General features: G+C 71.3%; 23 protein-coding genes and 1 pseudogene. 14 read left to right on the forward strand and 10 right to left on the reverse strand.

What is annotated here, in order from left to right; all coding sequences use genetic code 11:
- The first annotated feature begins 61 nt into the window (after positions 1-61).
- A complete protein-coding gene (locus tag ASF39_RS16760; protein ID WP_056285935.1) occupies positions 62-1,378 on the forward strand; it encodes a Zn-dependent hydrolase in 1,317 nt (438 codons plus the stop codon).
- On the opposite strand, the gene ASF39_RS16765 is transcribed toward ASF39_RS16760, so the two are convergent.
- Positions 1,312-1,794: an ureidoglycolate lyase gene (locus ASF39_RS16765; protein ID WP_056285938.1), complete on the reverse strand. Its 483-nt coding sequence runs from the start codon at positions 1,792-1,794 to the stop codon at positions 1,312-1,314. The genes ASF39_RS16760 and ASF39_RS16765 overlap by 67 nt on opposite strands.
- Before the next feature lie 186 nt (positions 1,795-1,980).
- Between ASF39_RS16765 and ASF39_RS16770 the strand changes: the two genes are divergently transcribed.
- The 5 genes from ASF39_RS16770 to ASF39_RS16790 all read left to right on the forward strand — a co-directional run bounded on the left by ASF39_RS16770 (position 1,981) and on the right by ASF39_RS16790 (position 7,707).
- Positions 1,981-3,549 carry an ABC transporter substrate-binding protein gene (locus tag ASF39_RS16770; protein WP_056286124.1) on the forward strand — a complete coding sequence of 523 codons (1,569 nt, stop codon included), beginning with the start codon at positions 1,981-1,983 and terminating at the stop codon, positions 3,547-3,549.
- Between the two features lie 198 nt (positions 3,550-3,747).
- Entirely contained in the window at positions 3,748-4,701 is a 954-nt protein-coding gene (locus ASF39_RS16775) for an ABC transporter permease (RefSeq protein WP_056285941.1), read from the forward strand.
- A gap of 44 nt (positions 4,702-4,745) precedes the next feature.
- Positions 4,746-5,624, forward strand: a complete 879-nt coding sequence (locus ASF39_RS16780; RefSeq protein ID WP_056286126.1) for an ABC transporter permease — start codon at positions 4,746-4,748, stop codon at positions 5,622-5,624.
- The gene (locus tag ASF39_RS16785) at positions 5,621-6,661 is read left to right on the forward strand and encodes an ABC transporter ATP-binding protein (RefSeq protein WP_165700241.1); all 1,041 of its coding nucleotides are present in this window, start codon (positions 5,621-5,623) and stop codon (positions 6,659-6,661) included. Before ASF39_RS16780 ends, ASF39_RS16785 begins: the two co-directional genes overlap by 4 nt.
- A complete protein-coding gene (locus tag ASF39_RS16790) occupies positions 6,658-7,707 on the forward strand; it encodes an ABC transporter ATP-binding protein (RefSeq protein WP_055888801.1) in 1,050 nt (349 codons plus the stop codon). The genes ASF39_RS16785 and ASF39_RS16790 overlap by 4 nt, the downstream gene beginning before the upstream one ends.
- Positions 7,708-7,845: 138 nt before the next feature.
- Here ASF39_RS16790 and ASF39_RS16795 read toward each other — a convergent pair whose 3' ends face one another.
- Positions 7,846-8,418: a polysaccharide biosynthesis/export family protein gene (locus ASF39_RS16795; protein WP_056285944.1), complete on the reverse strand. Its 573-nt coding sequence runs from the start codon at positions 8,416-8,418 to the stop codon at positions 7,846-7,848.
- A 202-nt stretch (positions 8,419-8,620) separates the two neighbouring features.
- On the opposite strand from ASF39_RS16795, the gene ASF39_RS16800 reads away from it, so the two are divergent.
- Positions 8,621-11,212 (forward strand): exopolysaccharide transport family protein, encoded by a 2,592-nt coding sequence (locus ASF39_RS16800; RefSeq protein ID WP_056285947.1) that lies wholly within the window; start codon positions 8,621-8,623, stop codon positions 11,210-11,212.
- 12 nt (positions 11,213-11,224) lie between these two features.
- Here ASF39_RS16800 and ASF39_RS16805 read toward each other — a convergent pair whose 3' ends face one another.
- On the reverse strand, positions 11,225-12,469 hold the full coding sequence (locus tag ASF39_RS16805; RefSeq protein WP_055888808.1) for a GNAT family N-acetyltransferase: 1,245 nt from the start codon (positions 12,467-12,469) through the stop codon (positions 11,225-11,227).
- A 263-nt stretch (positions 12,470-12,732) separates the two neighbouring features.
- Here ASF39_RS16805 and ASF39_RS16810 point away from each other — a divergent pair, with 263 nt between their 5' ends.
- Complete coding sequence (locus ASF39_RS16810; RefSeq protein WP_055888809.1) at positions 12,733-13,791, forward strand: polysaccharide deacetylase family protein; 1,059 nt, start codon at positions 12,733-12,735, stop codon at positions 13,789-13,791.
- 10 nt (positions 13,792-13,801) lie between these two features.
- Here ASF39_RS16810 and ASF39_RS16815 read toward each other — a convergent pair whose 3' ends face one another.
- A complete protein-coding gene (locus ASF39_RS16815; protein ID WP_056285950.1) occupies positions 13,802-14,221 on the reverse strand; it encodes a hypothetical protein in 420 nt (139 codons plus the stop codon).
- A 164-nt stretch (positions 14,222-14,385) separates the two neighbouring features.
- Entirely contained in the window at positions 14,386-14,604 is a 219-nt protein-coding gene (locus ASF39_RS16820; protein ID WP_055888814.1) for a DUF2842 domain-containing protein, read from the reverse strand.
- Between the two features lie 179 nt (positions 14,605-14,783).
- On the opposite strand from ASF39_RS16820, the gene ASF39_RS16825 reads away from it, so the two are divergent.
- From ASF39_RS16825 to ASF39_RS16830, 3 genes are all read left to right on the forward strand, one after another.
- Positions 14,784-15,905, forward strand: a complete 1,122-nt coding sequence (locus tag ASF39_RS16825) for a COX15/CtaA family protein (protein WP_056285953.1) — start codon at positions 14,784-14,786, stop codon at positions 15,903-15,905.
- 179 nt (positions 15,906-16,084) lie between these two features.
- Entirely contained in the window at positions 16,085-16,255 is a 171-nt protein-coding gene (locus tag ASF39_RS21515; protein WP_156387804.1) for a hypothetical protein, read from the forward strand.
- A 201-nt stretch (positions 16,256-16,456) separates the two neighbouring features.
- Positions 16,457-17,137, forward strand: coding sequence for a hemolysin III family protein (locus ASF39_RS16830; protein ID WP_055888818.1), 681 nt, complete (start codon positions 16,457-16,459; stop codon positions 17,135-17,137).
- A gap of 19 nt (positions 17,138-17,156) precedes the next feature.
- Here the strand turns inward: ASF39_RS16830 and pucL are convergent, their stop codons facing one another.
- The 3 genes and pseudogenes from pucL to ASF39_RS16850 form a co-directional block, all read right to left on the reverse strand.
- Positions 17,157-18,005 (reverse strand): factor-independent urate hydroxylase, encoded by an 849-nt coding sequence (gene pucL / locus ASF39_RS16835; RefSeq protein ID WP_056285956.1) that lies wholly within the window; start codon positions 18,003-18,005, stop codon positions 17,157-17,159.
- 38 nt (positions 18,006-18,043) lie between these two features.
- Positions 18,044-18,332 (reverse strand): annotated as a pseudogene (locus ASF39_RS21940) (hypothetical protein); the annotation flags it as partial.
- A 433-nt stretch (positions 18,333-18,765) separates the two neighbouring features.
- Positions 18,766-19,560, reverse strand: coding sequence for a hypothetical protein (locus ASF39_RS16850; RefSeq protein ID WP_056285966.1), 795 nt, complete (start codon positions 19,558-19,560; stop codon positions 18,766-18,768).
- Between the two features lie 177 nt (positions 19,561-19,737).
- Here ASF39_RS16850 and uraD point away from each other — a divergent pair, with 177 nt between their 5' ends.
- Positions 19,738-20,622: a 2-oxo-4-hydroxy-4-carboxy-5-ureidoimidazoline decarboxylase gene (gene uraD / locus ASF39_RS16855; protein ID WP_056285969.1), complete on the forward strand. Its 885-nt coding sequence runs from the start codon at positions 19,738-19,740 to the stop codon at positions 20,620-20,622.
- A 5-nt stretch (positions 20,623-20,627) separates the two neighbouring features.
- The gene (locus tag ASF39_RS16860; protein ID WP_056285971.1) at positions 20,628-21,854 is read left to right on the forward strand and encodes an allantoate amidohydrolase; all 1,227 of its coding nucleotides are present in this window, start codon (positions 20,628-20,630) and stop codon (positions 21,852-21,854) included.
- A gap of 182 nt (positions 21,855-22,036) precedes the next feature.
- Here ASF39_RS16860 and ASF39_RS16865 read toward each other — a convergent pair whose 3' ends face one another.
- Positions 22,037-23,401 carry an 8-oxoguanine deaminase gene (locus tag ASF39_RS16865; protein ID WP_055888828.1) on the reverse strand — a complete coding sequence of 455 codons (1,365 nt, stop codon included), beginning with the start codon at positions 23,399-23,401 and terminating at the stop codon, positions 22,037-22,039.
- Between the two features lie 56 nt (positions 23,402-23,457).
- Positions 23,458-24,249 (reverse strand): hypothetical protein, encoded by a 792-nt coding sequence (locus ASF39_RS16870; RefSeq protein ID WP_244472446.1) that lies wholly within the window; start codon positions 24,247-24,249, stop codon positions 23,458-23,460.
- Between the two features lie 105 nt (positions 24,250-24,354).
- Between ASF39_RS16870 and ASF39_RS22595 the strand changes: the two genes are divergently transcribed.
- Complete coding sequence (locus ASF39_RS22595) at positions 24,355-24,483, forward strand: hypothetical protein (protein ID WP_280137225.1); 129 nt, start codon at positions 24,355-24,357, stop codon at positions 24,481-24,483.
- Positions 24,484-24,638 lie beyond the last annotated feature (155 nt).

The following is a 24,638-nucleotide window of genomic DNA, read 5'->3' on the forward strand; positions in this document are numbered from 1 at the left end:
GAACGGCACGAGTCCCGCGTCCGCAGGGGCGGCCGACATCCGGTGACGAGGGCAAAGGCGCATGCACGACGCACGACATAACCTGAAGGTCGACGGCTCGCGCCTATGGGCGACGATCCAGGAGACGGCGCGGTTCGGCGGCACTCCGGAGGGCGGCGTCGACCGGCTTACCCTGTCGGCCACGGACGGTCGGGTTCGCGACTGGTTCCGGGATGCCTGCGAGGCGGCCGGGCTCGAGGTGGCGGTCGACGAACTCGGCACCCAGTTCGCCCTGCGGCGCGGGCGCGACATGAGCTTGCCCCCGGTCGCCTGCGGCTCGCACCTCGACACCCAGCCCACCGGCGGGCGCTTCGACGGCATCCTCGGCGTGCTGGCGGGCCTCGAGGTGATGCGCACCCTCGACGACGCCGGCATCGAGACGCAGGCGCCGCTCATGGTGGTCAACTGGACCAACGAGGAGGGCTCGCGCTTCGCCCCCGCCACCATGGCCTCGGCCGCCTATGCGGGGCTGTTCACGGTGGCGGACATCCAGTCCCGGCGCGACGCCGCCGGGATCAGCGTCGGCGAAGCCCTGGACGCCATCGGCTACCGCGGGCCCGAGCCCACCGGCGCCAGGGCGATCGGCGCCTTCGTCGAGCTGCACATCGAGCAGGGGCCGATCCTCGACGCGGAGGGCGAGAGCATCGGCGTGGTCGACCGCTGCCAGGGGGTGGCCTGGTACGACGGCACCGTCACCGGTTTCGAGAGCCATGCCGGCACGACGCCGATGCCGCGCCGGCGCGACGCCATGGCGGGGCTGGCCGAGATCGCACTGGCGGCGGAGGCCGTCGCCATCGCGCACGGCCCCGCCGCGGTGGCGACGATGGGCGAGGCGACGATCGCCGCGCCGTCCCGCAACGTGGTGCCGGGGCGGATCGCCTTCACCCTCGACGTGCGCGACCCCGGACAGGCCACCCTCGACGCGATGGAGGCCGCCCTGCGTGAACGGATCGCCGAGATCGGCGCCCGCCGCACCCTCGCGATCACCCTCGACAAGATCTGGTCGCGGGCCCCGGTGGTCTTCCACCCGGAGGTGGTCGCGGCGGTGGAAGCCGCGACCCGCGGCCTCGGGCTGGCGCACCGGCGGATGGTCTCGGGCGCCCAGCACGACGCCTGCAACATCGCCGACACGGTCCCCACGGCGATGATCTTCGTGCCCTGCAAGGACGGCATCAGCCACAACCCGGCCGAATCGGCGACGCAGGAGGATTGCACCGCCGGGGCCGACGTTCTCCTACGGACCCTGGTGGCGCTGGCCGATGCGCCGCGATCTCAGAGCGCCAGCACCGTGTCGGGGATCGGCGCGAACACGCAATCGTCGGCCGAGCCGTCCTCGTAGACCAGCATCGCGAAGGTGCCCGGCGTCTCGCGGGTCATCATGTGGGCGTGCCAGGCGCCGGCCCGGTAGGTGATGCCGGTCTCGCCGGGAACCGAGAACGCCCGCAGGGTGGCAGGGTCGGGGGCGCCGTCCCGGTCCTCGGCCACCACCACGAGGTAGCCGGAGACGGCGAGCGGCAGGAAGGTCTGGCTGGAGAACGGGTGCATCTCCAGCCGCTTGAGCGGCATCAGCCCGGCGGCGGGATCGCTGCGGATCAGGGCGAGGTTGGGCGGGACGCCGGGCCTCGCGTTCTCGATGGGGCTCGCCCGGTCCTGTCGCGGCGCCGGCTCGGGCCGTTCGAGGAGGCTGCCGAACGGCGCGAAGGCCTCGGCGGTGATCGGCCGGACGACGAGGCGGACGACGGGCGATGCGGTCACGGGACAGGCCGGGGCTGGGTCGAACCAAGGGGTATCGGCACAGGCAGGTTCCGCGCCGCGGACCAAGTGGCCGACCACTTGCATACACCCTGGCGTCACAGCGTACAGGAGGGTGTCATCAGCAGCTCGGCTCAGTTCACGAAGGCGAAGGCTCCTCTCACGGCCACGAAGGCCCTCGCCGCCGCCCTGCTCCTGTCGAGCCTCGCCCCCGCGGGTGCTCTGGCCCAGGGCACCCTTCGGATCGGCATGACCGCCTCCGACATCCCGCTGACCACCGGCCAGGCCGACAACGGCGGCGAGGGCATGCGGTTCACCGGCTACACGGTCTACGACGGGCTCATCAACTGGGACCTGTCGAGCGCGACGAAGCCCTCGGTGCTGGCCCCGGGCCTCGCCACCAGCTGGGAGGCGGACGCAACCGACAAGACCAAGTGGACCTTCAAGCTGCGCGAGGGCGTGACCTTCCACGACGGCTCGCCCTTCACCGCCGAGTCGGTGGTGTGGAACCTCGACAAGCTCCTCAAGACCGATTCCCCGCAGTTCGACCCGCGCCAGTCGGCGCAGGGGCGCTCGCGCATCCCGGCGGTGGCCAGCTACCGGGCGGTCGACCCGACCACGCTCGAGGTGATCACCAAGACCCCCGACGCGACGCTACCCTACCAGATCGCCTGGATCATGATCTCCTCGCCGACGCAGTGGGAGAAGGTCGGCAAGAGCTGGGACGCCTTCGCCAAGACGCCGGCCGGGACCGGCCCGTGGAAGCTGACCCTGTTCGCCCCCCGCGAGCGCGCCGAGATGGCGCCCAACAAGGAGTATTGGGACAAGGCCCGGATCCCTAAGCTCGACAAGCTCGTGCTGGTGCCGCTGCCCGAGGCAAACGCCCGCGTCGCCGCCCTGCGCTCGGGCCAGGTCGACTGGATCGAGGCGCCGCCGCCGGACGCCGTCGCCTCGCTCAAGGGCGCCAAGTTCACCATCGTCACCAACGCCTATCCGCACAACTGGACCTGGCACCTGTCGCGGGCCGAGGGCTCGCCCTGGAACGACATCCGCATCCGCAAGGCCGCCAACCTCGCCGTCGACCGCGAGGGCATGAAGGAGCTCCTCGGCGGCCTGATGATCGCGGCCGAGGGCTTCATGCCGCCGGGCCACCAGTGGTTCGGCAAGCCGACCTTCAAGCCGACCTACGATCCGGAGGCCGCCAAGAAGCTCCTGGCGGAGGCCGGCTACAGCCCGGCCAAGCCCGTGACCACCAAGGTGCTGATCGCGCCCTCGGGCTCCGGGCAGATGCAGCCGCTGCCGATGAACGAGGTCATCCAGCAGAACCTCGCCGAGGTCGGGATCAAGATCGATTTCGAGGTGGTGGAGTGGAACACCCTCATCAACCTCTGGCGCGGCGGCTCCAAGGCCGAGATGTCGCGCAAGGCCACGGGGATGAACTTCTCCTACTTCATCCAGGACCCCTTCACCGGCTTCATCCGGCACCTGCAGTGCAACCTCGCCGCCCCCAACGGCACCAACTGGGGTCACTACTGCGACCCCGAGATGGACAAGCTGTTCGACCAGGTCCGCAACACCTTCGACACGGCCGAACAGGCCAAGGTGCTGGAGAAGGTCCACGAGAAATACGTGAACGACGCCCTGTTCCTGATGGTGGCCCACGACGTGAACCCGCGGGCGATGAGCCCCAAGGTGAAGGGCTTCGTCCAGGCGCAGAACTGGTTCCAGGACTTTTCGCCGATCACCGTGGAGAAGTGATCCTGGCCGGTCGGTCTTCGCTGGCGGGGCTCCCTCTCCCATGGGGAGAGGGCAGGGGTGAGGGGAGTGCCTTCTGCGAAGAGGTCACACACCTCACCCTATCCCTCTCCTTCCAGGAGAGGGGACCCGAGCCCGGCAGACCGGCGTCGTGGACGATGGCAGCACACCTGAACGGACGGACCTGAGCGGAATGCCACCATGCTGAGCTTCATTCTCCGGCGCCTCGTCGCCGTGACCCCGGTGGCGCTCGGCGTCAGCGTCGTGTGCTTCCTGCTGGTGCACCTGGCGCCGGGCGATCCCTTGAGCGCGGTGCTGCCGGTGGACGCCACCCAGGAGACCATCGACGCGATGCGCTCGGCCTACGGCTACGACAAGCCGCTGCCGGTGCAGTACTTCATCTGGCTCTGGCACGTGCTCCAGGGCGACCTCGGCACCTCGATCTCGAGCGGCCGGCTGGTGGTGTCGGAAGTGGGCCGCGCCGTGGTCAACAGCCTGATCCTGGCCTCGGTGGCCACGCTGATCGGCTTCACCTTCGGCACCTTCTTCGGTTTCGTGGCCGGCTACTTTCGCGATTCCGCCCTCGACAAGGTGGCGTCCGCCATCTCGGTCTTCGGCGTGTCGGTGCCGCACTACTGGCTCGGCATGGTGATGGTGATCATCTTCTCGGCCACCCTGGGCTGGCTGCCGCCCACCGGCGCGGGGCCGGACGGGTCGGGCAACTGGAAGCCCGACCTCGAACACCTGCGCTACATGATCCTGCCGGCGATCACGATGTCGGTGATCCCCATGGGCGTCATCGCCCGCACCATCCGGGCGCTGGTCGGCGACATCCTCTCGCAGGACTTCGTCGGCGCCCTGCGGGCCAAGGGCCTCTCCGAGTTCGGCGTGTTCAAGCACGTCGTCAAGAACGCCGCCCCGACGGCGCTGGCCATCATGGGCCTGCAGCTCGGCTACCTGCTCGGGGGCTCGATCCTGATCGAGACGGTGTTCGCCTGGCCCGGCACCGGCTTCCTGCTCAACTCCGCGATCTTCCAACGCGACCTGCCGCTGCTGCAGGGCGCCATCCTGGTGCTGGCGATGTTCTTCGTCGCCCTCAACCTCATCGTCGACGTCGTGCAGACGGCGCTCGACCCACGCATCGAGAGGGGCTGATGGCCGGAACGACCACTCCCGCCACGGCCGGTATCGACCCGGCCATGGGAACGACCCAGCCCGCACCCGAGGCCTTCGTCGCCTCGGTGGGCTTCTGGGGCAGCGTCGGGCGCAAGCTCGTGCGCGACCCCGTGGCGATGACGGCCGCGGCCATCATCCTCGTCATCGTCGTGGTGGCGATCCTGGCCCCCTGGATCACGCCGATGGACCCCTATCGCGGCTCGATGCTCCGGCGCCTCAAGCCGATCGGCGACGCCACCTACATCCTCGGCTCCGACGAACTCGGGCGCGACATGCTCAGCCGCCTGATGATGGGCGGGCGCCTGTCGCTGTTCATCGGCGTCACCCCGGTGATCCTCGCCTTCATCATCGGCTCGGGCATCGGCATCCTGGCCGGCTACGTCGGCGGCTGGCTCAACGTGGTGCTGATGCGCACCATCGACGTGTTCTTCGCCTTCCCCTCGGTGCTGCTGGCCATCGCCCTGTCCGGCGCACTGGGCGCGGGCGTTCTCAACTCCATCGTCTCGCTGACCTGCGTGTTCGTGCCCCAGATCGCCCGCGTCGCCGAGAGCGTGACGACCCAGATCCGCTCGCGCGACTACGTCGACGCCGCCAAGCTCTCGGGCGCCTCCACCTTCACCATCCTGCGGGTGCAGGTGCTCGGCAACGTGCTCGGGCCGATCTTCGTCTATTCGACGAGCCTCATCAGCGTCTCGATGATCCTGGCCTCGGGCCTGTCCTTCCTCGGCCTCGGCGTGAAGCCGCCGGAGCCCGAATGGGGCCTGATGCTCAACACCCTGCGCACCGCGATCTACGTCAACCCGATGGTCGCGGCGCTGCCGGGCCTGGCCATCTTCATCGTCTCGATCTCGTTCAACCTGTTCTCGGACGGACTTCGCTCCGCCATGGAGGTCAAATCGTGACTACCGTCGCCGACATCCGCGATCGCGGCGGGCCGGCCCAGCCGCTGCTCACCGTCGACGGGCTCATCAAGCACTTCCCGATCAAGAAGGGCCTAGGGGGCAAGAAGGCGGTGGTGCGCGCCGTCGACGGGGTCGATTTCGAGATCCTGAAGGGCGAGACGCTGGGCATCGTCGGCGAATCCGGCTGCGGCAAGTCCACCACCGCCAAGCTGATCATGGGGCTGATCGCGCACGATTCCGGCAACCTGCTGTTCGACGGCGAGACCATCGGCAGCCGCGCCCTGCCGATGCGCCAGTTCCGCGCCCAGACCCAGATGGTGTTCCAGGACAGCTACTCCTCCCTCAACCCGCGCATGACCGTGGAGGCCTCGATCGCCTTCGGGCCGCAGGTCCACGGCATCCCGACCCGGCAGGCGATCGAGCGGGCGCGCTCGCTGCTCGCCCGCGTCGGGCTCGAACCGACCCGGTTCGCCGCGCGCTATCCGCACGAACTCTCCGGCGGTCAGCGCCAGCGCGTCAACATCGCCCGGGCGCTCGCCCTGGAGCCGCGCCTCGTGGTCCTCGACGAGGCGGTCTCCGCGCTCGACAAGTCGGTGGAGGCGCAGGTGCTCAACCTGCTCCTCGACCTCAAGCAGGACTTCAACCTCACATACCTGTTCATCAGCCACGACCTCAACGTGGTGCGCTTCATCTGCGACCGGGTCGCGGTGATGTACCTCGGCCAGGTCGTCGAGATCGGCCCGGCCGACACGGTGCTGGCCTCGCCCTCGCACCCCTATACCGCCGCCCTCCTGTCCTCGATGCCGTCGCTGGACCCGGACAACCGCACGCAGGTGGCGCCGTTGGCCGGCGATCCGCCCAACCCCATCGACCCGCCCTCGGGCTGCCGCTTCCATCCGCGCTGCACCCTGGCCGAACCGGTCTGCTCCGCGAAGGTGCCGCCCCTCGACACCGTGGTCGACCTCCACCGGGTCGCCTGCCTCGCGCGCCAGCCGGGCTCCGGCCATTCGGCGGCCAACGCCCTGGTGGCGGCATGACCGTGCCGGTCCCTTCCGCGCCGCTCTCGCCCGCGAGCCCCACCGGCCCGGCGGTGGCGATCCGCAATCTCAGCGTCACCTTCGGCGGCCGGGTCAGGGCTGTCGACGGGGTCGACCTCGTGCTCGAGCGCGGCCAGGCGGTGGCCCTGATCGGTGAATCGGGCTCGGGCAAGAGCGTGACCCTGCGCGCGATCATGCGCCTCAACCCGGAGAACAAGACCAAGATCGAGGGCACCATCACGGTGGCCGGGCAGGACGTGATGTCCATGTCCAAGAAGGAACTGACCCGCCTGCGCGGGCGCGCGGTGGCGATGATCTTCCAGGAGCCGCTGCTGGCGCTGGACCCGGTCTACACGGTGGGACGCCAGATCACCGAGGCGATCCGCCGCCACGAGGGCCTGGGCGAGGGGGAGGCACGGGCCCGCGCCCTCGAACTGTTCGAACGCGTGCGCATCCCGAGCCCGCAGCGGCGCCTCGACGCCTATCCGCACGAGATGTCGGGCGGCATGCGCCAGCGCGCGATGATCGCCCTGGCGCTGGCCTGCCGGCCCAAGGTGCTGCTGGCCGACGAGCCGACCACGGCGCTCGACGCCACCGTGCAGATCCAGATCCTGCTGCTGCTGCGCGAACTGCAGGCGGAGCTCGGCCTCTCCACCATCTTCGTCACCCACGACCTCGGGGCCGCGGTGGAGGTCGCCGACCGCATCGCGGTGATGTACGCCGGGCGCATCGTCGAGGCGGGCACCGCGCGCCAGGTGGTGCTCAGCCCCAACCACCCCTACACCATCGGCCTGTTGAGCAGCCGGGCCGACGGCGCCCTGGTCAAGGGCTCGCGCCTCGAGACCATCCCCGGCAGCCCGCCCGATCTCGCCAACCGCAAGCCCGGCTGCCCGTTCGCGCCGCGCTGCTTCCTGGCGGTGGACAAGTGCCACAGGGAGGTGCCGCCCGCCCTCGAGGTGGCGCCGGGCCACGCGGTGGCCTGCTGGCGCTCGGACGACGCGGCGGCGGCGTTCCGCGAAAGGCTGGCCGCACCGGCGGCGGCCTGACAAAGAAGGACACCGGCTTTTCGTGAAAGCCCGTGTCCTTTTCACCAGGACATAGCCTTGACGGTGATTCCAGGGCTCTGCCTTGGACCCGCGAAAGGTCTCGACCTTTTGAAACCGAGATGACGTGGGTGTCCGGCTTTAGAAGAACCGTTCTTTCACGACGATGGTGTCGCCCGGGCGGACCGGATAGGTCATCGGCACGATCCCCGAGACCAGGCCCTTGGGGCCTTCGCGGGTGAGGACGGCGTAGTCGCGGGCCGCACGGGGGCCGAAGCCCTGCGCGATCGCCACCGCCGTCTCGACGGCCATGCCGTTGACGTAAGGGTACTGGCCAGAGGTGGTGACCTCGCCCAGGATGTAGAACGGCCGGTAGGAATCGACCTCCACCGTGACGTGCGGCTCGCGCACGAAGCCGGAGGAGAGCTTGGCCTCGATGGTCTTGGCCGCCTGGACCGTCGACTGGCCGCCCACCTTCACCGTCCCGATCAGCGGCATCGCGATCTGCCCGGCCCCGTCGACCGCGTAGATGTTCGAGAGGTTGTCCTGCCCGAACACGATCACGCGCAGGCGGTCGCCCGCAGAGAGCGTGTAGCGGGCTCCGATCGACCCCGTGCCGGTGGCGTCGAGGAGCTCGGTCCGGAAATCCGGACGCAGGCATCCGCCGAGCGCGAGGCTGGAGGAGAGAGCGAGAAGTAATGCGCGCCGGTTCATCAGCACTGCCGCCGTTGGGACTCGATACGATGAACGAGGCCTAACCGGGCATGGTTAAGGAACGATAAAGTCTCGTTTTCCCGCTCCACGACTTCGCGGCTCTTAACCTCCGGTCAACCCTAACGATGTCTGATGAGATCAAGGCCGATCGATCGGGTTCTCGCTCGCGATGGGTCATTTTTACCTTGCGTAAAGATCTCCCATGCCTCGCACCCGCCTGCATCCCGCCCCGTTACACGCCGCCCAGGGGCACGGCGACGGCCTCGGCCTGACGCAGGTGGGGGGCCTCCTGCGCCGATCCTGGGCCTGGATCGCCCTGCCGACCCTGGCGGCGGCGGCCGGCGCGATCGTGTTCGTGCAGGTGGTCCCGCCACGCTACACCGGCGAGGCCAAGATCCTCCTCGAGAACCGCGAGGCCGCCTTCAGCCGCTCGGGCACCGAGCGGGCCGAGGCGAGCCTGCCCATCGACGAGCAGGCGGTGGCGAGCCAGGTCCAGGTGGTGATGTCGCGCGACCTCGCCCGCGAGGCGGTCCGCCGCCTCAAGCTCGCCGGCAACGCCGAGTTCGATCCGAGCGTCGACGGGGTCGGCGTGCTCCAGAGCATGCTGATCATGACCGGGCTCGCCAAGAACCCGCTCGATCGCACGCCCGAGGACCGGGTGCTGGAGACCTACTTCGAGCGGCTCTTGGTCTATTCCGCCGGCAAGTCGCGCATCCTCACCATCGAGTTCCGCTCGCGCGACGCCGAGCTCGCGGCCCGCGCCGCCAACACGGTGGCCGAACTCTACATCGCCTCGCTGGAGGCGGCCAAGGTCGACACCGCGCGCTACGCCTCGACCTGGCTCGGCGGCAACATCGAGTCCCTGCGCAAGCGCGTCGCCGAGGCCGAGGCCAAGGTCGAGACCTACCGCAGCCGCAACGGGCTGATCGCCACCGGCGGCACCTCGAACCAGCCGCTGGGCGCCCAGCAGCTCGGCGAGATCTCGACGCAGCTCTCCCAGGCCCGCACCGTCAAGGCGGATCTCGCCGGGCGCGCCAAGCTGATCAAGGAGATGATCAAGGACGGGCGCGTCTTCGAGATCCCGGATGTGGCCAACAACGAGGTCATCCGCCGGGCGGTCGAGCAGCGCATCACCCTCAAGGCGCAGCTCGCGCTCGAATCGCGCACCCTGCTGCCGGCCCATCCGCGCATCAAGGAACTGGTGGCGCAGGTCAACGACCTCGACGCCCAGATCAAGGCCACCGCCGACCGCGTCGTGCGCACCCTTGAGAACGACGCCCGCATCGCCGAGGCCCGGGTCGAGAGCCTCACGGCAGCGGTGGAGGCCCAGCGCGACGTCGTCGCCCAGGGCAACTCCAGCGAGGTCCAGCTGCGGGCCCTGGAGCGCGAGGCCAAGGCCGAGCGCGAACAGCTCGAATCCTACCTCTCGCGCTACCGCGAGGCGAGCGCCCGGGATGCCGAGAGCGCCACCCCGGCCGATGCCCGCGTGGTCTCCCGCGCGGTGGTGCCCGAGCTGCCGTCCTTCCCCAAGAAACTGCCGATCATCGCGCTGGCGACGCTGCTCGCCCTCATGTTCTCCATCGGTGCCATCCTCGCCCGCCACCTCCTGGCCAACCCGGAGGGCGTCGATGGCGGGCGCCGCCGCGACGAGGACGAGGATGCGGCCGAAAGGCAGCGCCCGTTCTCCCGCGAGCCCGGCCCGTTCGACTTCCCCGAGGCCTCCGCCGCCCTGTCCCGCTCGGGCGCCACCTACGCCGGCACGGCCTATGCCGCGCAGCCCCCCGCCTGGGCCGCCTCCGTGGCGCGGGTCGAGGACGAGGACCGCCGGGAGGCCCCGGCCGCCGAACCGGACGGGCTCCATCGCGAAGAGCCGTCGATCGCGATCCCGGCGCAGGTCGAGGACGTCCGCGAGGCCGCCCGGGTCCGGGCGCCGGTGGTGCCGGCTGAGGCCGAAGAGCTCCCGGTGATCCTGGCCGGTCCTCCGCTGGCCGGTCCTCCGTCCGACCTCGCCCAGATCCCCGCCCAGATCACCGCCACGACCCCCGCCATGGTCCCCGCCATGGTCCCGGCGACGATCCCCCTGCCGCCGCCCGCTGCCGCACCGGAGGAGGCCCCCGCCGCGGCCGTGGACGAGCCCGCCGCCCCGCAGGCCGCCCCGGCCCGGTCCGACGCCGCCTTCCAGCTCGACCTGCTCGTCGCCCGCCTGCGGGAGGGCGGCGAGGGCCACACCGGTCCGCGCGTCGTCGTGGTCGAGACGGGGGAGGGCGGCGAGGAGAGCCTCGCCCAGACCCTGGCCGCGACCCTCTCGGCCTCCGGCAGCCGCACCCTGGTGGTCGATCTCAACGGGCCCGGCGACGACCTCGACGAGCCCGGCGTCACCGACCTCGTGGCCGGCGAGGTCGCCTTCCACGATGCGATCCAGCCGATTCCCGGCTCGCGCCTCCACGTCATCGCCCGCGGCTCGATCCCGGCGGAGATCCTGATCGAGGAGCCCCTGGCCCTCACCATCACCCTCGACGCCCTGGACGAGGCCTATGCCTGGGTGGTCTGCCGGATCGACGCCGCCCGCGGCTGGCCCGCCCGCGAGATCATGGCCGCCTGCATCGGGTCGACGACGGCGGTGGTGATCGCCTCGAATGCCGAGGCGCACGATCCCGCCCTCGTCGATCTCTACGCCCGGGCCGAGGATGCCGGCGCCGCCCTCGTCGTGGTGGCGCAGGACCGCCCGGCGGTCCCCGCCGAGACCGACTCCGCCGAGAAGACGGACCTGGGCCTGCGCCTCTCGGCCGCCTGATCCGCCCGGCCGTCAGGCGGCGCGGTCGGTCGGCCGCCGCACCAGGCGGCCGAGGCGGCGGAAGATCCGAAAAAGGCGCGGGCTCGCCTTGATGCGCCGCTTGAGGCGGTTGCGCCCGACCGCCTGGGCGGTGACGAGCCGGCCGAGCAGGGTGATAGGGATCGCCACCTCGCGCAGTTCGATGGTCTCGTCGCAGATGCTGGCCTTGTAGCGCGCCTCTCCGACCCCGAGGTCGAAGGCCCGCCGTCCCCTCTCCGCCTGATACCGCACCAGGTGCTGGAGCAGGATGTCCCCGGGGCTGAAGCGGGCCAGGGCCGGGTCCTGGTCGAACGAGGTCATCATCCCGCTGTAGCGCCGGCCGTCCACGGCGCCCGCGAAGGTCGCCAGGATCCGGCCGTCGCCCCGTGCCACCAGGGCGCAGACCTCGATGGCCGTCCGGTCCTCCAGGCCCGGCACCGCCCCCACCGCCCGGGCGAGGAAGTGCCGGATGCCGGGAACCACGTAGGGATCGCAGACGCCGATGGTGGCGAGGCGGGCGGCCTTCTGCGCGTAGAACGCATCGAGGATGGCGCGGGCCTCGTCCGCCGTCGCGGCGACGCTGAAGCCGATCGGGCCGACCGCGTCCACGAGCTTCTTCTCCTTGCCGCGCAGCTTCTTGCGGGCGTCGGCACTGAAGACCCGCCGCACGGTGGCCTCGGCATCTGCGTCGGTCCCCAGACTCAGGCCGTAGGCGTTGCTGGGAGCCGGCTCGCTGCACTGGGCGAGGGGGTTGGCCACCCCGTCCCAGTGCCGGGGCTGATAGCCGAGCAGGTAGGCGTCGATGCCGGCCTGCGCCCCGGCCGCCCGCAGGGCCTCGACGACCTCGGGCCCGGCCAGGGCCGCCGCCTCGGGCGAGGCGAACAGCGGCATGTGGAAATTGGCATGGGCGGCGCCGACCACGCGGGCGATCACGGCGCCGTGCTCGCGCCGGCACCATAACGGCAGGATCATCCGCACGCGCCCGGCGCGGTCGCGCAGCACGACGATCCGCACGGCCCCGGCCCGATGCTCGGCATCCGCCGCCGAGGCGCCCGCACAGAAGGCCGCGACCCAGTCGAACCGCTGGTAGGGCGTCGCCAGGACCGCCGGGTCGCTTTCGACCCCGCGCCACAGGGCCTCGACCGCCGACAGGTCGCGATGGACCTCGAACCGCAGGGCCGACCGGATCGACGCGTGGATCATGTCTGCCTGGGCCAGATCATCGACAAGAGCCGCCATGACAACCACTCCCCCCCGATCATCCGGCACGATATCGCCGGATCGGGTCGTTCAGTCTCTAGGATGCCGAGCGTAAACCACGGTTGAAGGCGGCCGGAAGGCAATCCCCGATCGGCGCGCGTGGGTAACGAAACCTTGCCGCTTTTCCCGGCACTCTCGGGATCCACGCCGTCCCGGCCGAATGGGACGAGCCGAGCGCCGGTCCGCCGAGGGGACCGCGGCCGGCGGCATCGCCACGAACGCCGGCAGGGGGAGGATCACCGATGACCGCATCCCGCCACCGCCTGCTGGCGGCCGGCTTTCGCGCCATCGCCGCGACGGGCGCCGACCGCTGGCTGCGCCCGCTCGCCCGCGGCGCCGGCGTGATCCTGACCTTCCACCACGTCCGCCCCGAGCCGCCGGGGGCCTATGCGCCCAACCGCCTCCTGACGATCACGCCGGACTTCCTCGACAGGGTGCTGGTGCGGCTGGAGGCGGAGGGGTTCGCCATCGTCGGCCTCGACGCGGTGCCGGAACGGCTCGCCGCCGGTGGCGGCCCCTTCGCGGTCCTGACCTTCGACGACGGTTATCGCGACACGCGCGATCACGCCGCCCCGGTGCTGGCACGCCACGGGGCGCCCTGGACCCTGTTCGTCACCAGCGACTTCGCGGACGGGCGGGGACGGCTGTGGTGGATCGAGCTCGAACGCGCCATCGCGCGCCTCGACCGGGTCCGGCTGGCCGGCGACGACCGGGACGCGACAGGCCTCGACCTGCCGGCACGGAACGCCGACGAGAAGACGGCCGCCTTCGAGGCGGTCTATCGCCGCCTGCGCGCGGGCCCCGAGGACAGGCTGCTCGACCGGATCGCGGCGCTCTGCGCCGAGGCGGGAATCGCGGCCGGTTCCGCGGCCGGCGACCTCTGCCTGTCCTGGCCCGAGCTGTCACGCCTGTCCGAGGACCCGGCGGTGACCGTCGGCGCGCATACGGTGAGCCACCCGATGCTGGCCAAGCACCCGGAGCGGCGCGCGGCCTTCGAGATCGGGGAGGGGCGCGACCGCATCGCGGCGCGGCTGGGAAGGCCGGTGCGACACCTCTCCTACCCGGTCGGCGACAGGACCTCGGCGGGAGGACGCGAGTTCGCCATCGCCCGCGACCTCGGCTTCGCCACCGCGGTGACGACCCGGCCGGGCCATCTGTTCGCGGGCCACGCCCGGCACCTGCACGCGCTGCCGCGGGTCTCGGTCAACGGCTGGCACCAGAACGAGGCGGCGTTGCAGGCCCTGCTCTCGGGCGTGCCTTTCCTGGCCTGGAACCGCGGCCGGCGCCTCGACGTGACGTGACGTGAGGGTTTCAGCGTCGGCGACGAAAGCGGCGATACGACCGGTTCTCGCCGCCGCCCACCGAGAAGGTCGCGCTCTGGCGTCCGCCCCGCGCATACGACCCGCGCCGGTGGCGCCGGCCACGCCGGGCCTCGGGCGCGGCCTCGTCGGCAGACGACCCCGCCGTGGCCACGGCGGGCGGCATCGCCGGCGGCATGGCGGTGATGGCCGTTCCGGTGGAGGCCGCCCCTTCGCTCGGCGCGGCGGCGCCTCCGGCCACGTTCCGGGCGGCCGGCCCGAACATCGACAGGCACTGGTTGTAGGCGAGGTCGTTCTTGAGCCGCTCGCAGTCGGAGGCCGAGCGCGGGCCGGCCTGCGCCGCGACTGGGTGATGGAGCACCGGCACGAGGACGAGGGCGAGGACGACGGGAAACGGGCTGAGACGAGGCATGAAGCGGTGGAGCGACCTTCGGGAACGACCCGGCGCGAGGGGATCGCGTCGCCACCGCGACGTCCCCGGCCGTGCGAGGTCCTGTTGCGAGACCGTCGGGCGCCCCCTCTGCCGGGGGAGTAAGGCGAAATCCCGGCGCGGCCCCGAGCCGGACCGTCGGCGTCCTACGGGCTCGGATCGGCGTCCGGGCGCTCCATCCAGCGGATCACCGGCATCAGCGGGAAGATCCAGGCGATGCCGAGGATGCAATAGAGCACCGTCTGCACCGGGGCCGGGGTCTGCGAGATGCGGCTGTCGGCCAGCGCCATGGCCAAAGGCGCATAGACGATCACGAACCCGAGGATCGCGACCGTGCCGATCAGGGTGCGGGTGCGGCGGCGCATCGGGCTGTTCCTACCGTCGGAATCGAGGACGGCTCCTGCCTAGAACCCGACGCGGGCAGTGGCAACGTCGCCCGCCGCCGCATCCCGGGTGCGGCACCGCCGGACGTTGCCGGCCGGACGCGGGCTCCTTAACTGGCGACCCATAGGCTCGGCCCCCCTGTCAGACGAGATCCCGCGCGATGATCCTGAGCGAGGCGTCCACCGCACACACGCCCGGCCGGTACCGGGGCGTGCGCGCCTGGCTCATCCTGCTGGCCGCCCTCGTGGTCTGCATGGTGGCCGTGGGCGGCGCCACGCGGATGACCGGATCGGGCCTCTCGATCACCGAGTGGCGGCCGGTGACCGGCGCGGTGCCCCCGCTCTCGGCGGAGGCCTGGGCGGCGGAATTCGACAAGTACAAGGGCACCCCCCAGTACCAGATCCTCAACCAGGGCATGGGCATCGCCGACTTCAAGGTGATCTATGCCTGGGAGTGGGGCCACCGCATGCTCGGCCGCGTCCTCGGCCTGGTCTTCTTCCTGCCGCTGGCCTGGTTCTGGTGGCGCGGCGCCCTCGACCGCCGCCTCGGCCTCGGCCTCCTCGCCCTGGGCGCGCTCGGCGGGCTGCAGGGTGCGATCGGCTGGATCATGGTCGCCTCCGGCCTCCAGCCCGGCATGACGGCGGTGGCGCCCCTGAAGCTCACCTTGCACCTGACCACGGCCAGCCTGATCCTGGGGGTGCTGGTCTGGCTCGCCACCGGCCTGCGGCAGCGGGCGCCGGAGCCGGCACCGGCGGGCCTGCGCAACGGCGCCTATGCGGTGGCCGCCCTGGTCCTGGTCCAGATCGCGCTCGGCGGCCTCGTGGCGGGCTCGCGCGCCGGCCTTGTCCACAACACCTGGCCGACCATGGACGGCCTGTTCGTTCCGCCGCTGTCCATGCTGTTCGCGGTGACGCCCTGGTTCGAGAACTTCGTCGACAACGTCACCCTCGTGCAGTTCGACCACCGCATCGCGGCCTATCTCCTCCTCGCCCTCGCCTTCGTCCATGCCATCGACGCGACGTGGCGCAGGCCCGGCACCGGCATCGCCCGCCGGGCCTGGGCCGTGGCCGGCCTCGTCCTCGCGCAGGCCGTCCTCGGCGTGACGACGCTGCTGTTGGCGGTGCCCCTCTGGGCGGGCCTGTCCCACCAGGTCTTTGCGATGGTGGTGCTGATCATGGCCGTCGTCCATGCCCGGCTCACCGTGGCCCAGGCGGCGAGGCCGGTCCCGACCGGTGCGGCGAGCCCCGCCTTCGGGTTCGAGTATCTCGGCGCCGCACGATAATGCAGATGATGAAGATCGCCGCCTAATCCTGCAGGATACCGCGGCTTTTCGGATCTTTCGGCGTCTCGACGAATCGTGAGTGCCGCAGCGCACACGCTTATCGCAACGCGGCGAACCGACCGGACACGACGGCGTTCCTCCCCCACTCGGCCACAACCGGACCGGATGGAGAACAGCCTTTGAAGACCGTCGAACCGAACCGGGATACCGCCGCCGAGGGTCGCCACGTCCGCCCGACGAAGTCGCGCGAGCGGCTGTCGCGCCGCGCCGCGATCGCCCTGACGGGCATGCTCGGGGTCGCCTGGGCGGCCGTCATCCTCAGCCGCTATCCCACGCTCATCGCGGGCTAGACTCGGCGCCGCCAGGCGGCGACATCCGCGCTCCGTAGGGCGCGCTTCACCATGACGCGGGTTTATCCGCCGGCTGTCCCATCCCGCGTAGTCCGACGCCGGAACGGGGTCGCGCCCTCCACGGTTAAGCTCCTACCACGCGACGGCCGGGGGTTAAGCCTCGCCGTCGCGGATCGCGGTGGCGACAGGGAAGGCTCCACGATGTTCCTGGCGGAAGACGGTCGTCCCGCGGACCTGAAATGGAATTACACCCGCGGGGAGACCCTTGCGGACGGGGCGATCCACGTCATCGGCGTGACCCTGGGTCTGGCCGGAGCCATCGCCGTCGTGATGCTGGCGGCCATGGAGCCGCTGGGCTGGGCCGGGTGGGCCGCCGTGGTGGTCTATGCCGCCGCGCTGGTGTCGATGCTGGGGGTCTCGGCCACCTACAACATGTGGCCGGTGGGCCGGCGCAAGTGGATGCTACGCCGGGCCGACCATGCCCTGATCTACCTGATGATCGCGGGCACCTACACGCCCCTCGTCACCCTCGTGGGCACCGGCTCCTCGGCATGGGCGCTGCTCGCCGCGATCTGGCTGGTGGCGGGCGTCGGCATCGCCCTCAAGCTCCTGATGCCGGGGCGCTTCGACCGGGTCGCCATCGGCCTCTACCTGATGCTCGGCTGGAGCGGCGTGCTCGCCTACGACTCGATCATCGCGGTGCTCACCCCGGACGCCCTCCGGCTGCTCGCCGCCGGCGGACTGCTCTACTCCTTCGGGGTGGTGTTCCACGTCTGGCGCAGCCTGCCCTACCAGAACGCGATCTGGCACGCCTTCGTCCTGGCCGCCACCGCCTGCCACTACGGTACGGTGCTGCTCACCGTGGTCGACACGCGGGTCTGAAGCCCAAGTCACACGGCGCTCACACCTCGGTCGACCGCCCCACCGTCGCCTCGATCTGCCCGTGCGGCTCGTCGGTGGGCAGGAACACCCGCCCGTCGCCGGCGAGGCCGAAGGGCGAGAGGTCGATCGGGATGTAGTGCTTGTTGGGCATCGCGAACCGGATCTCGGCGATCTCGGGGATCGCCGCCAGCACCGCCTCGCCCATCCGGTACATGCTGTCCTGCACGCTCGGGCTGTAGGTGGTGCCGAACACCGCGACGAGGATCGCGAGTACCCGCGCGTTGGTGGCGACGGTGTCGGCGGGGACGTCGGACCATGTCCAGGTCGCGTCCATGCTGGTGGCGGCGATGCGATCGCTCGTATCGGCCAACGTCCGGTAGCCGTCGTCGACGAAGTCCGCCCAACCCGACTGCGTGGTCTTCATGAAGGTGTAGCCGCGCAGGCCCGATTGCAGCACCGAGCCGGAGCGGTCGGCCACCAGCTTGACGTAGCCGACGCCGTTCCCGTCGAGGGTGAAGGTGTGGCCGTGCGGCGTGCCGGAAACGGCATGGCGCAGCCAGCGGGTCTCGCGCACCTCCACCGAGATCTCGGAGACCTGCGGGTAGGTGTCCAGGAACACCTGCGCCACATGGCCGCCGAAGGCTTCCGCCTCGGCCTCCACGTGCTTGGCCGCCGTCACGTTGACGATGTTCTTGACGCTGTCGGTGGCGACGCAGGTGCGGTTGTCGCCGTCCGTCCAGGCGCGGTCGAAGGCGCCGGTCATGAGGACCTCGAGGGTGAGCTCGCGCGGGGTGTGGTGGTCGCCGTCGCGGGCGAGCCGCATCACCCGCACCCGTCCCTTGCCGTATCGCGACGCCGTCAGTGCCATCGTCGGTTCCTCGTTCGATCGGTCGGTCGCCCTCGGGCCTACGCGGCATGGACGACGCGGCATGGGCGACGCGGCATGGGCGACGCGGCATGGGCGACGTGGATCGGCTCCGCCCGGGCCGAGGCGGTGTCGCCCAGCCCGTCGAAGAACAGGGTGAGGACGTCGACGCAGATCGCGGCGAGCAGGATGCCGGATTCGAGCAGCGGATGCAGCATCCGCTTGAACAAGTTCGGCGCCACCAGCGGGATCGGGCCGAAGCCCACCGAAACCGCAACGATGAAGAGGTTGTTGCGGTTGGCCGCGATAATCCACCGCGCCGAGGATGCGCGCACGCCGGTGACCCCGACGAGGCCGATGTTCGGCGAGCCTGCTCGGGGGCGCCAGCCCCAACGCCCGCCCGACGATGAGCGGCTCCGCCACCGCGCCGGCATCCATCGCCAGCCCATGCTGCAGACCGAGGAGCCCGAGGGTGGCGGGGGGCACCTTCGTGATGGTGCCGGCGCCGGCGTCGGAGGGGTGAGCGCTCACGTGTCGGACCCTCCCGGCGACCCGGCCCTCCTCGCGGCGGTCGAGCAATCCCTATGCCAGGGATTCACATAACAAGCCTGGCCGCGGCGGAGCGATCCGCCGCGGCCAGGCCCTCACGCTGGCTTCCTCATCCCATTTCCGGTTGATCACTTCGTGATGCGGACATGGGCTTCGCTCAGGCGCCGCGCGGGCTCGGTGAGACGGGTCCCGCTTGATTCGAGCGGAAACCGTCTCACAGGATGAAGTCGCCCCGCGCGAGGTCGGTGGTGCCGCCCGCCAGGGTCACGTCGATCGCCATGTCGGCGGCGCCGCCGTCGACGTTGACGAAGACGGTCCAGTCGGTGCCCGAGCCGGTGGCCCAGACCGAGCCGGCGGCCGTGCTGGGACCGGTGGTCGAGAAGGTGAAGTCCTGGTTGTTGGCCCGGGTCAGGTCGGCATCCATGGCGTGGAGGTCGATCTTGTCGCCCTCGGTCCGGTTGAAGTCGAAGATCTCGTCGCGGGCGCCCGAGGCCGATTCGAGGTGGTTGAAGTAGATGAAGGTGTCCGCGCCCGAGCCACCGGTCATGTCGTCGGCGCCGCGCAGGCCGATGATGCGGTCGTTGCCGCTCCCGCCGGAGATGGTGTCGTTGCCGCCGGCCACGAAGACGAGCGAGTCGCCCACGAGGTAGTCGTTGCCCTGGCCGCCGTAGATCAGGTCGTTGCCGAGCCCGGCCTCGACGCTGTCGTCGTCGAAGCCGGCGTAGACGGTGTCGTTGCCCGAGCCCAGCTGGATGGTGTCGTTGCCGGTGCCGCCGTAGACGGTGTGGCCGGCTTGGGCCGCGCTCGAGGTGGAGCCGATGTCGATGATGTCGTTGCCCCCTTGCGCGTTGATGAAGAGCGAGCGGGTGGACGGCGCCAGGAACAGCACGTCGCGGTCGTCGTCGAGGTTCTGGAAGCCGGTCCGGTCCTGGTCGTCGAAGAAGCGCTGGATCAGGTTGAGCTGCGCGCCGGTGAGCTGGGTGGTGTAATCGCGGTTGAAGTCGAACATCGCGCTCTCCTCGTGTCGGCCGGTCGGTCGACCGGCATGAGGGGACCATGCCCGGCGATCGGCGCCCCTTCCGTGATCCGGATCACACAAGCCCGAACAGGCGCCCCGTGGCGCGGAGCCTGCTAAGGGCTGGCGTCGGCGGGCGCGGCCCGGCCGTCCTCGTCATGGCGGAGCCTCATGACCCTCTCGCTCGATGCCCTGAACCGGGCCAGCCTGCCCGATTTCGTGACCGCCCTCGGGGCGGTGTTCGAGCACGCCCCCTGGGTGGCCGAGGCCGCCGCCGCCGGCCGGCCCTACGCCACGGTGGAGGCGTTGTATTCCGGCATGCGCGGGGCGGTGGAGGCGGCGCCCGAGTCCTCGCGGCTGGCGCTCCTCAGCGGCCATCCCGAACTCGCCGGCCGGGCCGCGCGGGAGGGCGCCATCGCCACGGATTCCATCGCCGAACAGGCCGCCGCCGGGCTCGACCGGCTCTCGCCGACAGAATACGCCCGCTTCGAGGCCCTGAACGCCGCCTACCGCGAAACATTCGGGTTTCCGTTCATCCTCTGCGTCAGGCGCCACGGCCGCGCCTCGCTGCTGCGGTCGTTCGCGGCCCGGGTCGCCTCGGACGCGGCCACCGAACGCGCCACCGCGCTCACGGAGGTGTTGCGCATCGCCGCGATCCGGCTCGACGCGCTGGTGACGGGCGAGGGCCCCTTGCGGACCACCGGCCGGATCTCGACCCACGTCCTCGACACGGTGCGGGGCAGGCCCGCCGCCGGTGTCGCCGTCGACCTCCTCGAATGGGTCTCGGCCGAGGAGACGGTGCTGGTGGCGCGTGCGGTCACGAACGCGGACGGGCGCACCGACGCGCCCCTGATCGGCGGCCGGCCGGTGCCGATCGGCACCTACGAGCTGCGCTTCCACATCGGCGACCATTTTCGCAGGCTCGGCCTCGACACGGCCGAGCCGCCGTTCCTCGACGTCGTGCCCCTGCGCTTCGGGGTCGCCGAGCCGGAGGGGCATTACCACGTGCCCCTGGTGGCGACGCCCTGGAGCTACCAGACCTATCGCGGGAGCTGACACCGGTGGATTTCGCTCCCCGCATCCAGGCGCGCCTCGACGCGCTGGCCGCCATCAGCGCCGAGCCCGGCGCCATCACCCGCCTCTACCTCACCCCCGAACAGGCCCGCGCCAGCGCCCTCGTCATGGGCTGGATGCGCGAGGCCGGAATGAGCGCGCGCGTCGACGCCGCCGGCAACGTGATCGGCCGCCTGGAGGGCCCGGTGCCGGGGAGCCCCGCCGTGGTGATCGGCTCGCATCTCGACACGGTGCGCGACGCCGGACGCTACGACGGCCCCCTCGGCGTCGTCACCGGCATCGCCTGCGTCGAGGCCCTGGCGGCTTCCGGCGCGCGCCTGCCCTTCGCGGTGGAGGTGGTGGGCTTCGCCGATGAGGAGGGCACCCGCTTCGACGCGACCCTGATCGGCAGCCGGGCCTTCGCCGGCACCTTCGACCCGGACAAGCTGGCCTGCCCGGACGGGCAGGGGATCACCATCGCGCAGGCGCTGCGGGCGGCCGGGTTCGACCCGGAACGGTTCCACGAGGCCGCCCGCCGCCGATCCGAGATCCTCGCCTATCTCGAACTCCACATCGAGCAGGGTCCGGCCCTGGAACGGGCGGGCCTCGCCGTCGGGCTCGTCACCGCCATCAGCGGCGCCACCCGTCTGGCCGCGACCCTGGAGGGTGAGGCGGGGCACGCCGGCACCGTGGCGATGGACGGGCGGCGCGACGCGCTCGCTGGGGCCGCCGCCTGTATCCTGGCCGTCGAGGCGCGCTGCCGCGGCGAGGCCGGGCTGGTCGGCACGGTGGGGAGCCTCACCGCCAGCCCCGGCGCGGTCAACGTCATCCCCGGCCGGGTCGCCTTCAGCCTCGACCTGCGCGCGCCCGACGACGGCCAGCGTGCGGCCGCGCTCGCCGACATCGCGGCGGCCTGGCGGTCCATCGCGGCCGAGCGTGGCCTGGCCCTCGCCTGGCGCACGACCCATGACGCTCCGAGCGTGCCCTGCGACCCGGCCCTCGCCGAGCGGATCGCCGCGGCGATGGCGGCGGAGGGCCATCCGGTGTTCCGCCTGCCGAGCGGGGCGGGGCACGACGGCATGGCGGTGGGGGCGCTGGCGCCGGTGGCGATGGTCTTCGTGCGCTGCCGCGGCGGCATCAGCCACAACCCGGCCGAGTTCGCGAGCCTGCCCGACATCGAGGCGGGCGCCCGCGTCCTGCTGGCGACCCTGCGCGGGCTCGGCGCGGATGGGTGACGCCCCCCTTCCGTAGGTTCGAGGAGCCCATGGAGGACCTTCGTCGGCGTGGACTTGCCGGCCCCGATGGACTTGCCGGCCAGATGGACTTACCGGCCCCGTTCTCGTGGTCGACGGGTCGTTGGCGGCCAACAGCTGCACCGGTCCGTCGCGACCGGGCACCGGTGCCGCGGCCTCCACCCTCAGGCCGTGCCGAACAGGCTATGGGCGAGGCGGGTGTGGGCCTCGCGCAGCCGGCCCGTCTCGATGCCGAGCGGCTGGCCGTCGATCACCCGCCAGCGGCCGGCGACCATGACCCGGTCGGCCTTGTGGGCGCCGCACAGGACCAGCGCCGCCAGGGGATCGTGCGCGCCCGAGAACCGCAGTTCGTCGAGGGTGAAGAAGGCGAGATCCGCCTCGCGGCCCTCCTCGATCCGGCCGATGTCGGCGCGCCCGAGGCAGGCCGCCGACCCTTCCGTCGCCCAGCGCAGGGCGTCGAGATGGGTGACGCGTTCGGCCCCGTAGGTGAGGCGGTTGATCATCAGGGCGTGGCGCACGCCCTCCATCAGGTTGGAATTGTCGTTGGAGGCCGAGCCGTCGACGCCGAGCCCCACCGGGCTGCCGGCGGCCTCGAGCTCGCAGGTGCGGCACTGGCCCGACGCCAGCGTCATGTTCGAGGTCGGGCAGTGGCAGACCCCGACCCCGGCGCGCCCGAGGCGGGCGACCTCGGCGTCGTTGAAATGGATGCCGTGGGCGAGCCAGACGCGGTTCGTCATCCAGCCGACCTCCTCGAGATAGTCGACCGGGCGCTGGCCGAACGCCTCGAGGCAGTAGCGGTCCTCGTCGAGGGTCTCGCCAAGGTGGGTGTGCAGGCGGCAGTCGTGGCGCTCGGCGAGCGCCGCGCTCTCGCGCATCAGACGCTTGGTGACGTTGAAGGGCGAACACGGGGCGAGCCCGATCTGCACCATCGCGCCGGGCCTCGTGTCGTGGAACAGACGCAGCACGCGCTCGCTGTCCTCGAGAATGGTGTCGTCGCTTTGCGTCAGGCATTCGGGCGGCAGGCCGCCGTCCTTCACCGACAGGCTCATGGAGCCGCGGGTGACGACGGCGCGGATGCCCAGGCCGCGCGCCTCCTCGACCTGGATGTCGACGGAACTCTCCAGGCCCTTGGGGAACAGGTAGTGGTGGTCCCCGGCCGTGGTGCAGCCGGACATGAGCAGTTCGGTGTAGGCGAGCCGCGTCGCGAGGCGGAACGCCTCCGGGTCCATCTTGTCCCAGACCGTGTAGAGGGCCTGCAGCCAGGGAAACAGCGGCTTGTTGATCGCCACCGGATGGGCGCGGGTGAGCGTCTGGAAGAAGTGGTGGTGGGTGTTGACGAGGCCCGGGATCACCACGTGGCGGCCGGCCTCGACGGTCTCGTCCACCGGCGCGGCGGGGCTCGCGCCCGCGGCCACCCGCTCGACGATGCGGGTGCCCTCGACGACGATGCCGCCGCCGGCGTCCTCGGCGAGGATGGCGAGGGGGTTCCTGATCCAGGTGCGGCCCGACTTCATGCCGACGTCGTCCATCCCATCCCCCTCATGCCATCCGCGCGATGCCATCCGCGCGATGCCCTGCCGGCCCCTCAGAAGACGTGGAAGGACACGCCCGCCGGGGCGGTCGTCTCCTCGGAGCCGGGCAGCCGCGCGGCGTCGTTGCCGAACTTGTTGCGCCAATACTGGAAGCCCACGAACACGTCGACCTTGTCGGGCTGGCCGTAGACGATTCCGAGCTCGGGCATGGCGTCGAACTTGGTATCGCGGGCCGGCAGGGGCACGGTGCCGTTGCGGTTGAACTCCCTGGAGGCGTGGACCGCGAGGTCGCGGAGGCCCGCCGGCACGTCGAAGGCGACGTTCAGCCCGGCGACGACGAGGTGCTTCTCGGAACCGAAGCTGGTGTTCTTCGAGTTGAGATCGGTGCCGTAGGAGAGCGAGACGTCCTCGACGAAGCCGGGGAGGGCGAAGGCCTCGGGGCCGGTGAGCGCGTTGCCGCTCAGGGTGGCGCGGTGGAGACCGCAGGCTTCCGTCGCGCCGATGCCGGTCTGGATGTCGAGGTTCGGGAACGCGTAGCCGCTCGGTTCCTGCGAGCCGGACCGGGGGATGTCGAGGGAGACGACGTCGGTGCCGTAGGCCCCGGCGTTGGCATGGCCGATGGTGAGGACGGTCTTGAGAATGCTGCGCCCGTTCAGCGAGTTGCCCCTGGTCGCCGGGACCCCGGGCTCGCGGGAATCCATCACCCGGCGGTCGCCGACCTGGGTGTCCGAGAACAGGAAGAACGAGGACGGGACCGACGGCGGCGCGAGATCGGACGCCAGGGCCGGAACCGTGAACGGCGCCATCGCGGTGGCCATCGGAAAGCGGGAAAATCGATGGGTCATCGGCCGTCCCCCGGGGGCTTGGTGGGGCCCTTGTGCCGGCACAGCAGCAACCGATATGCCAGCGGACGCGCCCGGCTCGCGGCCGGACCTCGCGCGGAACGCGCGATGCAAATCGGCGACAAGACCCCGATCCCGCCCGCGACCCTCACCGAGCCGAGCCCGGACGGCAGGACCCGGCCGTCCGCTCGCCACGGGCCGACGAGCGTCTCGGAGACCGGTTCGCGCCATGCCTGAGCGTCGTCTGCCCAGGAAAGCGGATGTCTGCCCCCCGATGCGCGCCGACGCCGGATAGGCTCCGGCGCGGTGCCCGAACGCGGGACGGCGCGGCCGGAACACCCGCCCACGTTGCGGCGGTGGCCGAAACACGGTCTAAGGGCCCCCGCGACACG

Source organism: Methylobacterium sp. Leaf108 (assembly GCF_001423265.1).
GTDB lineage: Bacteria > Pseudomonadota > Alphaproteobacteria > Rhizobiales > Beijerinckiaceae > Methylobacterium.